Raw genomic sequence first — 12364 nt, 5'->3', positions numbered from 1 at the left:
CTGGAGGCATGATTCCCCTACGGGGCCGTAGTCCCGTAGAGGTAGGGATATCCAACCGCCAGGTCTGACGACGGGCCTGGCGGTCGCCACTACCGTCGTTGCCGTGACTGTGATCGTGACCGAAAGCCTGAGCAAGCGGTTCCCGCGGGTTACCGCCTTGGACCGGCTCTCCGTTGACATCGCCCCCGGCGTGACCGGCCTGGTGGGTGCCAACGGCGCCGGCAAGTCCACCCTGATCAAGATCCTCCTGGGACTGGCCCCTGCCACCGAGGGGACGGCGCATGTCCTCGGCATGGATGTGACGAAGGACGGCGGCGCCATCCGCGAGCGGGTCGGCTACATGCCCGAGCACGACTGCCTGCCGCCGGATGTCTCGGCGACGGAGTTCGTCGTACACATGGCCCGGATGTCCGGCCTGCCGCCGACCGCCGCCCGCGAGCGCACCGCCGACACCCTGCGCCACGTCGGCCTCTACGAGGAGCGCTACCGCCCCATCGGCGGCTATTCGACGGGCATGAAGCAGCGCGTGAAGCTGGCCCAGGCCCTCGTCCACGACCCGCAGCTGGTGTTCCTCGACGAGCCCACCAACGGTCTGGACCCGGCGGGCCGGGACGAGATGCTCGGCCTGATCCGGCGGGTCCACACCGACTTCGGGATATCGGTCCTGGTGACGTCCCATCTCCTCGGAGAGCTGGAGCGCACCTGCGACCACGTCGTGGTCATCGACGGCGGCAAGCTGTTGCGCTCCTCCTCCACCGATGAGTTCACGCAGGTCACGGCCTCGCTGGCGGTCGAGGTCACGGACACCGACGCGCATCCGGACGGCGCCGGCGCGCTGCGGGCGGCGCTGACCGCGGCCGGCGCCGCGGTGACGACCGACGCGGCCGGCCCGGGGAGCGTCACCGCCGGGCACCTGCTGAATGTGGAGGCGGCGGGCGAGGAGACCTACGACCTGGTGCGGGACACCGTCGCCGGCCTCGGGCTCGGTCTGATCCGGATGGAACAGCGCAGGCACCACATCGCCGAGGTCTTCCACGACGCGGACGCCGCCGCCGAGGCGGCTGCCGAGGTGCCGACCCAGCCCCACCCCGGCGCCGCGGGAGCCACGCCCGCCGCTCCCGCAGGTGCCCCGAGCGCCCCGCACCCCACCAAGGACGGAGGCGCCCCCGATGTCGCCTGAGCCCACCACGTCCACGCCCGGCTCCGCTCCCGTCGCGCCGCAGGGAGCGCCCGCGGGCGCCTTCATCCACAACATCGGCTACCGCCACTACGACGGCCCCCGTCAGGGCCGCGCCTACGCCCGCCGCTCGCTCTTCTCGCAGAGCCTGCGTGGTGCCTACGGTCTCGGCCGCTCGGCCAGGACCAAGGTGCTGCCGATGCTGCTCTTCGCGGTGATGTGCCTGCCGGCCGGGATCATCGTCGCGGTGGCCGTGTTCACCAAGGCCGGCAGCCTCCCCGTCGACTACACCCGCTACGCCGTCTACCTCCAGGCCGTCATCGGCCTCTACCTGGCGGCCCAGGCCCCGCAGTCCGTCTCCCGCGACCTGCGCTTCAAGACCGTCCCGCTCTACTTCTCCCGCCCCATCGAACGCGTCGACTACGTCGTGGCGAAGTTCGCGGCCATGGCGAGCGCGCTGTTCCTCCTGACCGCCGCTCCTTTGGTGGTCCTCTACGTCGGGGCCCTGCTGGCGAAGCTGGACTTCCTCGACCAGACCAAGGGCCTGGGGCAGGGGCTCGTCTCCGTCGCGTTGCTCTCGCTGCTGTTCGCCGGCATCGGGCTGGTCGGCGCGGCCCTCACGCCGCGCCGCGGCTTCGGCGTCGCCGCCGTGATCGCCGTCCTGACGATTCCGTACGGCGCCGTGAGCGCCGTCCAGGGCATCGCCTCAGTGCAGGGCAACGAATCCGCCGTCGGCTGGCTCGGGTTGTTCTCCCCCATCACGCTCATCGACGGTGTGCAGTCGGCGCTCCTCGGCGGAAGCACCTCCTTCCCCAACGGTCTGGGGCCGTCCACCGCCGCCGGATTCGTCTATCTCCTCGTCTCGCTGACCGTCATCGTCGGCTGCTACGCCCTGCTGATGCGCCGCTACCGGAAGGCGGGGTTGTGACCGCTCCGACCGCTGCGACCGTGACCGTCCGCTCTCCGCGGGCCACCGCTGGGCGCTGCCCCCAGCCCACCACCACCCCTGGAAGGAAGGGGCTGCGGCCATGACCACCCTCCACATCGACCATGTCTCGCGCTGGTTCGGCAATGTCGTCGCCGTCAACGACATCACCATGACCATCGGCCCCGGAGTGACGGGCCTGCTGGGGCCCAACGGCGCCGGCAAGTCGACGCTGATCAACATGATGGGCGGCTTCCTCGCGCCATCGGGCGGCTCCGTCACCCTCGACGGCGCCACCATCTGGCGCAACGCCGGGATCTACCGCCACCTCGGCATCGTCCCCGAGCGGGAGGCGATGTACGACTTCCTCACGGGCCGCGAGTTCGTCGTGGCCAACGCCGAGTTGCACGGTCTCGGCCGTGCCGAGGCGGCCAAGGCGCTGGCCACCGTGGCCATGGAGTACGCCCAGGACCGCAAGATCTCGACGTACAGCAAGGGCATGCGGCAGCGTGTGAAGATGGCGTCCGCGCTGGTCCACGACCCGTCGGTACTGCTGCTCGACGAGCCGTTCAACGGCATGGACCCGCGTCAGCGGATGCAGCTGATGGAGCTGCTGCGGCGGATGGGCGACGAAGGCCGTACGGTCCTGTTCTCCTCGCACATCCTCGAAGAGGTCGAGCAACTGGCCTCGCACATCGAGGTGGTGGTCGCCGGCCGGCACGCCGCGTCCGGTGACTTCCGCAAGATCCGGCGGCTGATGACGGACCGCCCGCACCGCTATCTCGTCCGGTCTGACAACGACCGGGCGCTGGCCGGGGCGCTGATCGCCGACCCGTCGACCTCCGGCATCGAGGTCGACGTCGTCGAGGGCGCACTGCGGATCCAGGCCATCGACTTCGGCCGCTTCACCGCACTCCTGCCGCGGGTCGCCCGTGACCACGGCATCCGCCTCCTGACGGTCTCGCCCTCCGACGAGTCGCTGGAATCCGTCTTCTCCTACCTCGTAGCGGCCTGAGGCCTGAAAGGAGCCTGACGCATGTCCACGACCTCCCCGACGGCCCCGTCGAATTCCCTGACCCCTCCGAAGTTCTCGCTGTTCAACCCGACCGTCGCCCGGCTCACCTACCGCGCCCTGCTCGGCCGGCGGCGTGCCGGAATCCTCTTCGCGCTGCCCGCCCTGCTCATCGTCATCGCCCTCGCCATTCGCATGCTGGCCGGCGCCGACGACGCCACCGCGAGCGGCATCCTGGGCGGCTTCGCGCTCGGCACGATGGTGCCGCTGATCGGCGTCATCGCCGGCACGGGCGCCATCGGCCCGGAGATCGACGACGGCTCGGTGGTCTATCTGCTGGCCAAGCCGGTGCGACGACCGACGATCATCTTCACCAAGCTGCTGGTCGCGATCGGCGTGACGGTGGTGTTCTCCGCCGTCCCGGTCCTGGTGGCGGGCTTCGTCCTGAACGGCAACAGCCAGCAGATCGCGGTGGCGTACGCCCTCGCCGCGGCCATCGCCTCGATCGCCTACAGCGCCCTGTTCCTCTTCCTCGGCACGATCACACGGCACGCCGTCGTCTTCGGCCTGGTCTACGCCCTGGTGTGGGAGGCCCTCTTCGGGAACCTCGTCCCCGGCGCGCGGACGCTCAGTGTCCAGCAGTGGGCGCTGGCGCTGGGGCAGCGGCTCGGTGCGGAAGGCGCGATCACCTCGGAGGTGCAACTGCCTCTCGCCGTATGCCTCTTGGTGGCTGTCACGGGACTCGCCACCTGGTACGCCGGGCGCCGGCTGAAGGCTCTGACCCTGGCGGGCGAGGAGTAGCAGCCGGAAGGGCGAGGGAGTGCCGGAGTGAGCGGGCGTGAGGAGGGGTGAGGCGCGGCCCGCCCCGCCTCACCCCTCCTGTTCGCCGTCCCCGCTCTGCTGCTGAGCGTTGAACTCCCGGACGTTCTTGAGGTGTTCCTGGTAGTCAGCGGTGAAGCGGGTGTCACCCGGCTTGACGGTCACGAAGTACAGCCAGTCACCGGCCGGCGGCGCACCCGCCGCCTTCAGCGCGTCCGCCCCGGGGCTGTCGATCGGGGTGGGCGGCAGGCCCTGCTGCTTGTAGGTGTTGTACGGGCTGTCGGTCCTGGTGTCGGAGTGGGTGGTGTGGAGTGTGCTGCGGCCCAGCGCGTAGTTGATCGTCGAGTCCATCTGCAGCGGCATCTTCCGGGCGAGCCGGTTGTCGATGACCCGGGCGACCTTGCCCATGTCGTCCGGCCGGTCCGCCTCGGCCTGCACGATGCTGGCGATCACGACGGTCCGGTAGGTGGCGATGCCGTCCGCGGCGAGCCGGTCGTGAGTGGTTTCGACCATGTAGGAGAGCAGCGAGGCCGGGGTGGTGTCCGCCCCGATCGGATACGTGGCTGGGAAGAGATAGCCCTCCGGGTTGCCCTTCGCCTCGTCCGGCAGCTCGAGCCGCGCGGTCCTGGCCGCCTTCGCGGTGGTGCCCTCGGCCACATGGAGGGCCTTGTCCGCGGCGGCGTAGATCTGCTTGGCCCGCATGCCCTCCGGGACGGTCAGCGTCTCCGCCCGCTCCGGCCCGCCGCGCAGCAACCGGGGCACGAGGAGTACGGCGAGGACCACCAGGACACACAGCCCGGCGACAAGAAGAAGCCGGCCGGTGCGGGAGAACCGCGGACGTGGCCGGCGAACGGTGCGCTCAACATCGCTCATGAGGGCACCGTAAGCCAGTACGCAGCCGGACGGGATGCCCTCCCCCCTGATCATCGCCGAGGATGACCAGCCGAAGACGGACAGCCGACCACCAACAGCCGACGACGAACAGGGCGCTGCCGTACGCACCGGGCCCCTCGGGTCAGCCCGCGGCCGGTGACCTCAGGCCGTGTCCCCGATCCGGCGGTCGCGGCCCGCGCCGAGTCCCAGGAGGGCGAGTCCGGCGCAGACGCCGAGGAGGAGCAGGAGGGGGACGGTCCAGCCGCCGGTGGCCTGGTGGACCGCGCCGAGGGCGAGCGGGCCGACCGCGGCGAGGAGATAGCCGCCGGTCTGGGACATGCCGGAGAGCCGGGCCGCGGTGTGCGCGTCGCCGGACCGGAGCACCATCATCGTCAGCGCCAGGCCCAGCGCGCCGCCCTGCCCGATGCCGAGCAGCGCGGCCCACAGCCAGGCCCCGGCCGCCGGCGCCACCAGCAGTCCCGCGACGCCGGAGGCCATCAGCGAGGAGACGGTGACGCCCAGCAGGCGCTGGCGGCGCATCCGGCCCGCGAGCATCGGCACCACGAACGAACCGGCCATCTGCACCAGCGTGCTGAAGGCGAAGACCAGACCGGCTTCGCCCTTCGCCATGCCGTGGTCGGTGAGGATCGTCGGCATCCAGGCGATGGTCACGTACGCGATCAGCGACTGCGACCCCATGAAGAGCGTGACCTGCCAGGCCAGCGGGGAACGGCTCAGCTTCGGTCCGTTCTCGGCGGTGTGCGCGGGCGCGTTGCCGCGGTGGCCTTCCCCCGGGCCGCCGGGGCGCGCGGCACTCCGGCCGCGGCGGCTGAGAACGGTCTGCGGGATCCACGCGACCCCCGCGACGGCGGCCAGCAGCGCCCAGGAGACCAGCGAGCCCTGCCAGCCGCCCAGCGCGCTCTCCAGCGGCACGGCGGTCGCGGCGGACACGGTCGCGCCAAGGATCATCGCGGTGGAGTACAGCGCCGTCATGCCGGCGGCCCGGTCCGGGAAGTCGCGCTTGATCAGGCCCGGCATCAGCACGTTCAGCAGGGCTATGGAGGTGCCGACCACCGCACAGCCCGCGAACAGCGCGATCACCGGCGGGGCGATGCGCAGCACGATGCCGCCGCACAGCAGCACCAGCGCCCCGCACAGCACCGCCTCGGTGCCCCAGCGGCGGGCCAGCTTCGGCGCGGCGATCGAGCCCAGGCCCATGAAGATCAGCGGAATCGTCGTCACCAGGCTGCTGGCGGTCGCGGTGAGGTGGAAGTGCGCACCGATCTCACCGAGCAGCGGTGAGACGCCGGCGAGCGCGGCCCGCATGTTGAGCGCCGCGAGGACGATCCCGACGAGGAGGAGGGCCGGGTGCTCCCGCAGCCGACGGCGGACCGCGGTGGCCTCCGGTGCCGAGACCGTCTCCTCCTCCGCGTCGATCAAGGGTGCTTCGAACCTGGGCCCTGACATGGGTGCGTACCTCGCCAATCGATTGCCGTGTATCTGGGGGCCGTGCGGGTGTGTGCCGGCGCGGCGGGCAGCTGCTGCGCCGCTGCGGGGAGTGCGACGAGGCGCGGAGGGTGCCCGTGTGCGTGCGCGGTCTTGCGGACTCCGTCTCAGCGGGCGGCGAGCAGGGCTTCCACGGCCCGTTTCGGCTTGTCCAGCAGCTCGCGGGTGGCCCGTTCCGCGGCCTCCGGGTCGCCCGCCGCGATCGCGTCCAGGACGGCACGGTGGTCACCGTGCACGACCTTCGGCATCGCCCGGTCGTCGAGCGCGCTGACCAGCGCCTCGCGTACGGAGCTGCTGAACCAGCCGTATGTCGCGGTGAGCGCGGTGTTGTGCGCGGCCTCGACGACGGCCTTGTGGAAGGCGATGTCGTGGTCGGCGTAGAGCTCGAGGCTGCCGGAGGCGGGCTGTCCGGCGGCGTCCGCGAGCTGGGCCTGGGCGTCCAGGGCGGTCCGCATCCGCTCCAGGTCGGCGGGCTCGTGCCGCAGCGCGGCCAGCCGGGCGGCCTCCGCCTCCAGCGCGATCCGCAGTTCCAGGACGTCGCGGATACCGGCGCGCTGGACGCCGCGCATGATGTCGCCGGGGTCGGCTGCGGACACCACGAAGGTGCCCTCGCCCTGGCGCGAGCGCAGCATCCCCGCGTGCACGAGGACCCGGATCGCTTCCCGGACGGTGTTCCGGCCGACCTGGAGCTGTTCGGCGAGGGCGTGTTCGGTGGGGATGCGCGCCCCCACCTGCCACTCGCCGGCGGCCAGCTGGGACCGCAGGGCCTCGACGACGGTGTCCACCAGGGACTGCCGCCCCGCTGCCTGCAATGCCATGCCGTCCGGCCGCCTCTCTGTCCTTGCCCGCGCCGCTGCCCGCGATGCTGCGGTCCCTGCGACGCGCTCTGTCCGGTTGCCCAGTCATCCTACAACTGATGCGTTCAGCGTACACGCAAGACGGGAGGTGGCCGAAGACGGGCGCATGCCCCGGGGCGGCCTGGTCGAGGGCAGGCCCTTCGACCGGCCCGCCCCGGGGCCCGCCGCGTTCCGCCTCCCTACAGCCCGATGTCCCGCTCCTGGATGTCGGCCAGGGACTCGCGCCGGACGAGGAGGCGCGCGTGGCCCGCGGTGACGGCGACGACCGGTGGCCGTCCGACGAGGTTGTAGCCGGAGGCCATGGAGAGGTGGTACGCGCCGGCGACGGGGACGGCGAGCAGGTCACCGGGGCGGATATCGCCGGGCAGCGCGACATCGGAGGCGAGGATGTCGCCCGCCTCGCAGTGCCGTCCCACGACGGTCGCCGGTTCGGGTGCGGCGGAGGTGCGCCGGCCGACCAGCAGGGGCGCGTAGCGCACCCCGTACAGCGCGGGCCGGGGGTTGTCGCTCATGCCGCCGTCCACCGCCACGAACCGATGCGCGCCGGTCTGCTTGACGGCCAGCACCCGATAGAGGGCGATGCCCGCGGGCCCCGCGATGGCGCGGCCCGGCTCGATGGCGAGCCGGGGCACCGGCAGTCCGGCCGCCGCGCAGCCGCGGGCCAGCTCGGCCCGGACCTTCGTGCCGAGGCAGGCGAGGTCCAGCGCGGGCTCGCCGGGGCGGTAGGCGATGCCGTGGCCGCCGCCCAGGTCCAGCTCCGGCAGGGTGCTGCCGTGCTGCTCGTGGATCCGGGCCAGCAGGCCGACCAGTCGCCGTACGGCCGAGAGGAACGGCTTGACGGTGGTGATCTGCGAGCCCAAGTGGCAGTGCAGGCCGACGAGTTCGAGGCTCCGCTGCCCCAGCACCCTGGCAATGGCGTGCTGGGCGGACCCGTCGGTGAGCGACAGGCCGAACTTCTGGTCGTCGGTTCCGGTGCGGATCTTGGCGTGGCCACCCGCCGCGATCCCCGGCACGACCCGGATGAGCACCTTCTGCCGGCTGCCCGGCGGGACGAGGGCGGCCAGCCGGGCGATCTCCGAGGTGCTGTCGATGACGATCCGGCCGACGCCGAGCCGGAGCGCCGCCCGTAGATCGGCCGGGCTCTTGGCGTTGCCGTGCAGCAGGATCCGCTCGGCCGGGAAGCCCGTGGTGACGGCCAGCTCCAGCTCGCCGGCGGAGCAGACGTCCAGGCCGAGGCCCTCCTGCTGGACCCAGTGCGCCATGGCGCGGCAGAGGAACGCCTTCGCCGCGTAGAAGACATCGGCTTCGGGAAAGGCCCGCAGATAGGCCCGGCAGCGGAGCCGGACCTCGCCCTCGTCCAGAACGTAGGTGGGGGTGCCGAAGCGGTCGGCCAGCTGTGTGAGGGGGACGCCGCCGACGGAGAGGTCGCCGTCGGCGAGAGGCAGCGTGGACGTCGGCCAGACGGACAGCGGCGCGGTCTCCGTGGGCGCGGCCGGCGCGTCGGGCTCGGCCGCCCGCGGTCCGGGGACGGCGGGCGCCCGGCCGGGCCCCGGGGAGACGGCGGCCGGTGGCGTAGTGGCTGACGGGACGGCCGGGGCCGGGGTCGGCCGGCCGGCGGAGGGAGCGGGCACAGGCGAGGGGCCGGCCGGGGGCAGAGTGCGGTGAGTCATGGTGTGACTGCTCCCTCAGACGGCCCGTAGGTGCTGCCGGGGGGCAGCTTCGGGGCGGAACCGGGGGTCGACGGTCACCACCGCCACCCCGACCGGCTCGGCCAGCGCGCGCAGCGCGGACACGGAGAGCCTGATCCACGGCTGGGCGCCGCCGAGCGCCGCGGTCAGCCGCTGGGCCGAGGTGAAGCCGACAGCGGTACGGCCACCGAGCGGCGTCCGGAACAGGCGGGCGGTGCAGCCCGCGGGGCCCGGCCGGACGGGAACGAACAGGGGCCCGGCCGGGAGGCGTTCGGCAGGCTCGGGATCTTCCGCGTACAGGATGTGGGACACGGCGATGCTCCTCGCAGAGGACAGTGGCCCCGACCGGAGGGAAGAAGGTGCCGGGGCTCGACACTGACGCTATGCCCGGGAAATCCGTCGGCCTCCGCCCGCTGACGCGTCATTGACGGCGAACGGACGGGACTTGACGCGATGCTGCCGCGCGGTGGCCGACGGGCGGCCCCTGCACGGCACCCGGACGGACACCTGCCGCCGCGTCCGCCTTCCGTGAACCGAGCTCCTCGCCCTTGACGCGGGCCCCGCGGCCCAGGTGCCGGCCTGTCGGTCCTGGACCGCTCTGTGCGGTCCAAGGTGCCCTGCGGCAAAGGAAATTGACGTCGAACCCCGGGTGATCACCGGGAAGACGTACCCGGGAGGCGCTGCGGACCACGAAGGCACAGCCCTCCCGTGGAGGGGCTTCAGACTGTCGTGCCCTCGGCGCCCGCGGGGGCGGCGCAGGGGTAGAGCCGCTCCAGGACGTGCGCGATGCCGTCCTCCTCGTGGGAGGCGGTGATCTCGTCGGCGACGGCCTTGAGTTCGTCATGGGCGTTGGCCATCGCCACGCCGTACGCGGACCAGGCGAACATCGAGATGTCGTTGGGCATGTCGCCGAAGGCCAGGGTCTCCTTGGCCGTGATGCCCAGGCGGCGGGCGGCCAGCGACAGGCCGGTGGCCTTCGTCAGGCCCAGCGGCAGCAGCTCGACGATGCCCTCGCCGGAGACCGTCACGCCCACCAGATCCCCGGCGATCTCGCGCGCGACCCCGGCCAGGGCGTCGTCGCCGAGGGTCGGGTGCTGGAGGTAGACCTTGTTGAGCGGCGCCGCCCACAGCTCACCCGGGTCGTCGATCATGACGTTCGGCAGCGGGCCTTCCTGGATGCGGTAGCCGGGGGCCACCAGCACCTCGCCCTCCAGACCGTCCCGGCTCGCCGCCAGCAGCAGCGGGCCGGTCTCCGCCTCGATCTTGGACAGCGCGAGCCCGGCCAGCTGCCGGTCCAGCGTCACCGACGTCAGCAGCCGGTGCTCACCGGCGTGGTAGACCTGCGCGCCCTGACCGCACACCGCGAGCCCGTGGTAGTCCAGGCTGTCGAGGATGTGCCGCGTCCAGGGCACCGAGCGCCCGGTGACGACGATGTGCGCCGCGCCCGCCGCGGTGGCCGCGGCGAGCGCATTGCGGGTGCGCTCGGAGATGGTCTCGTCGTGCCGCAGCAGCGTCCCGTCGAGATCCGTGGCGATGAGCTTGTACGGCAGCGCCCGCGGGGCGGGCACCGTTGAACCTGCGGCGGTCACTTGGAGACGGGCTCCAGGATCTCCCGGCCGCCCAGGTAGGGGCGGAGCATTTCGGGGACGCGCACCGAACCGTCCGGCAGCTGGTGGTTCTCGAAGATCGCCACGATGGTGCGGGGTACGGCGCAGAGCGTGCCGTTGAGGGTCGCCAGCGGCGAGACCCGCTGCTTGCCGTTGACGGTCTCGCGCATCCGGACCGACAGCCGGCGGGCCTGGAACTCGTCGCAGTTCGAGGCGGAGGTCAGCTCGCGGTACTTGCCCTGGGTCGGGATCCACGCCTCGCAGTCGAACTTGCGGGAGGCCGAGGCGCCGAGGTCGCCGGTGGCGACGTCGATCACCTGGAACGGCAGCTCCAGGCCGGTCAGCCACTGCTTCTCCCAGTCCAGCAGCCGCTGGTGCTCCGCCTGCGCGTCGTCCGGCGCGACGTAGGAGAACATCTCGACCTTGTCGAACTGGTGCACCCGGAAGATGCCGCGGGTGTCCTTGCCGTACGTGCCGGCCTCGCGGCGGAAGCACGGCGAGAAACCGGCGTAGCGCAGCGGCAGCTTGGACGCCTCGACGATCTCGTCCATGTGGTAGGCGGCGAGCGGGACCTCGGAGGTGCCGACCAGGTAGTAGTCGTCCTTCTCCAGGTGGTAGACGTTCTCCGACGCCTGACCGAGGAAGCCGGTGCCCTCCATGGCGCGCGGACGCACCAGGGCCGGGGTCAGCATGGGCGTGAAGCCGGCCGCGGTGGCCTGCGCGATCGCGGCGTTGACGAGCGCGAGCTCCAGCAGCGCACCGACACCGGTGAGGTAGTAGAAGCGCGAGCCGGAGACCTTGGCGCCGCGCTCGACGTCGATCGCGCCGAGCAGCTCGCCGATCTCCAGGTGGTCCTTGGGCGTGAAGCCCTCTGCCGCGAAGTCGCGCGGGGTGCCGAGGGTTTCGAGGACGGTGAAGTCCTCCTCGCCGCCGATCGGCACGTCCGGGTGGACGAGGTTGCCGAGCTTGCGCAGCAGGGCCTGCGTCTCGTCCTTGGCCTCGTCCTGCGCGGCGTCCGCGGCCTTGACGGCGGCGGACAGCTCGCCGGCCTTCTTCAGCAGTTCGGCCTTCTCGTCACCGGAAGCCTTGGGGATGAGCTTGCCGAGCGACTTCTGCTCGGCACGCAGCTCGTCGAAGCGGACGCTGGACGACCTGCGCCGCTCGTCGGCGGAGAGAAGCGCGTCGACGAGCGCGACGTCCTCTCCACGGGCGCGCTGGGAGGCGCGCACACGGTCGGGGTCCTCACGGAGCAGGCGAAGGTCAATCACCCCACCAGGCTACCGGGGACGGGCCGCGGACCTCGACGTCATATTCCCCCACGTTCCGCTTTGTCCGGTTTGGGGAAGTTTATTCTTGAGTGGGCGTGGGGTGGCTGCGGGGTGGAATGCGAGAAAGGGTGCCTCCGGGAGTCCACGGAAAGCCGCCGGGGAATTCGCGGGCATTCCCCGGTATGGGGCATTCGCGGCGTGCGTGACGAGTGATCCACTGGGCGGGGGCGGGGAGTTGGGTGGGCGGTCGGGTGGGCCGGGCGCCTCGGTTTTCCACAGGGGGAGGGGGTTGAGGGATTCTTATCCACAGGCTGTGTGTGAGATCTGTGGAAGTCGGAACTGATCATTCCGACCCTCGAATGCTCGGCTATGGATTCCTTGCCCAAACCCTCTTCCCACACTCTTTCGTGTGGGATTGACTAGCCCTAAAGGATTGATCACGGGAATTGTGCTGACGCGACACCTCGTGAGGCGCTGTGGGGCACTGTGGAGCGGTGTGGGGTCGGTAGAGGGATTTGTCGACTCTGTCCGACTCTCGTGTCGACTTACCCACAGGTCGAGAACGGACCCTGTGGATAACTTTGTGGACAACCTTGGGACCCGCTCAAAGCCGCAGGTCCCACGGGCCGGAC

At 71.6% G+C, this 12364-nt stretch carries 11 protein-coding genes; 4 read left to right on the top strand and 7 right to left on the bottom strand.

The window, feature by feature from the left end; translation table 11 throughout:
- The first annotated feature begins 76 nt into the window (after positions 1 to 76).
- From ACH4FH_RS03745 to ACH4FH_RS03730, 4 genes are all read left to right on the top strand, one after another.
- Entirely contained in the window at positions 77 to 1180 is a 1104-nt protein-coding gene (locus tag ACH4FH_RS03745; protein WP_398554396.1) for an ABC transporter ATP-binding protein, read from the top strand.
- A complete protein-coding gene (locus tag ACH4FH_RS03740) occupies positions 1170 to 2105 on the top strand; it encodes an ABC transporter permease subunit (RefSeq protein WP_398554106.1) in 936 nt (311 codons plus the stop codon). Before ACH4FH_RS03745 ends, ACH4FH_RS03740 begins: the two co-directional genes overlap by 11 nt.
- A 100-nt stretch (positions 2106 to 2205) precedes the next feature.
- Entirely contained in the window at positions 2206 to 3117 is a 912-nt protein-coding gene (locus tag ACH4FH_RS03735) for an ABC transporter ATP-binding protein (protein WP_398554105.1), read from the top strand.
- A 78-nt stretch (positions 3118 to 3195) separates the two neighbouring features.
- The gene (locus tag ACH4FH_RS03730; RefSeq protein ID WP_398554395.1) at positions 3196 to 3915 is read left to right on the top strand and encodes an ABC transporter permease subunit; all 720 of its coding nucleotides are present in this window, start codon (positions 3196 to 3198) and stop codon (positions 3913 to 3915) included.
- Positions 3916 to 3984: 69 nt separating this feature from the next.
- On the opposite strand, the gene mltG is transcribed toward ACH4FH_RS03730, so the two are convergent.
- The 7 genes from mltG to serS all read right to left on the bottom strand — a co-directional run bounded on the left by mltG (position 3985) and on the right by serS (position 11732).
- Positions 3985 to 4806: an endolytic transglycosylase MltG gene (mltG, locus tag ACH4FH_RS03725; RefSeq protein WP_398554104.1), complete on the bottom strand. Its 822-nt coding sequence runs from the start codon at positions 4804 to 4806 to the stop codon at positions 3985 to 3987.
- A 162-nt stretch (positions 4807 to 4968) separates the two neighbouring features.
- Positions 4969 to 6273, bottom strand: coding sequence for a CynX/NimT family MFS transporter (locus tag ACH4FH_RS03720; RefSeq protein ID WP_398554103.1), 1305 nt, complete (start codon positions 6271 to 6273; stop codon positions 4969 to 4971).
- Between the two features lie 146 nt (positions 6274 to 6419).
- The gene (locus ACH4FH_RS03715) at positions 6420 to 7130 is read right to left on the bottom strand and encodes a FadR/GntR family transcriptional regulator (protein WP_398554102.1); all 711 of its coding nucleotides are present in this window, start codon (positions 7128 to 7130) and stop codon (positions 6420 to 6422) included.
- A 218-nt stretch (positions 7131 to 7348) separates the two neighbouring features.
- A complete protein-coding gene (lysA, locus tag ACH4FH_RS03710) occupies positions 7349 to 8839 on the bottom strand; it encodes a diaminopimelate decarboxylase (protein WP_398554101.1) in 1491 nt (496 codons plus the stop codon).
- A gap of 15 nt (positions 8840 to 8854) precedes the next feature.
- Positions 8855 to 9169 (bottom strand): SAV_915 family protein, encoded by a 315-nt coding sequence (locus tag ACH4FH_RS03705; RefSeq protein WP_398554100.1) that lies wholly within the window; start codon positions 9167 to 9169, stop codon positions 8855 to 8857.
- A gap of 407 nt (positions 9170 to 9576) precedes the next feature.
- Entirely contained in the window at positions 9577 to 10425 is an 849-nt protein-coding gene (locus ACH4FH_RS03700) for an HAD family hydrolase (RefSeq protein WP_398554099.1), read from the bottom strand.
- Positions 10426 to 10442: 17 nt separating this feature from the next.
- Positions 10443 to 11732 (bottom strand): serine--tRNA ligase, encoded by a 1290-nt coding sequence (serS, locus tag ACH4FH_RS03695; RefSeq protein ID WP_398554098.1) that lies wholly within the window; start codon positions 11730 to 11732, stop codon positions 10443 to 10445.
- Positions 11733 to 12364: the final 632 nt, after the last annotated feature.

The sequence above is a fragment of the Streptomyces sp. NPDC017993 genome (assembly GCF_044328065.1).
Classification (GTDB): Bacteria; Actinomycetota; Actinomycetes; order Streptomycetales; family Streptomycetaceae; genus Streptomyces.
The sequence above is the reverse complement of the archived record's forward strand: the minus strand, read 5'-3'. Positions and strand labels throughout refer to the sequence as shown.

Coding starts and splice junctions, on each gene's coding strand:
- ACH4FH_RS03740 (WP_398554106.1), top strand. CDS start 1,170: ATGTCGCCTGAGCCCACCACGTCCACGCCCGGCTCCGCTCCCGTCGCG.
- ACH4FH_RS03735 (WP_398554105.1), top strand. CDS start 2,206: ATGACCACCCTCCACATCGACCATGTCTCGCGCTGGTTCGGCAATGTC.
- mltG (WP_398554104.1), bottom strand. CDS start 4,806: ATGAGCGATGTTGAGCGCACCGTTCGCCGGCCACGTCCGCGGTTCTCC.
- ACH4FH_RS03720 (WP_398554103.1), bottom strand. CDS start 6,273: ATGTCAGGGCCCAGGTTCGAAGCACCCTTGATCGACGCGGAGGAGGAG.
- ACH4FH_RS03715 (WP_398554102.1), bottom strand. CDS start 7,130: ATGGCATTGCAGGCAGCGGGGCGGCAGTCCCTGGTGGACACCGTCGTC.
- lysA (WP_398554101.1), bottom strand. CDS start 8,839: ATGACTCACCGCACTCTGCCCCCGGCCGGCCCCTCGCCTGTGCCCGCT.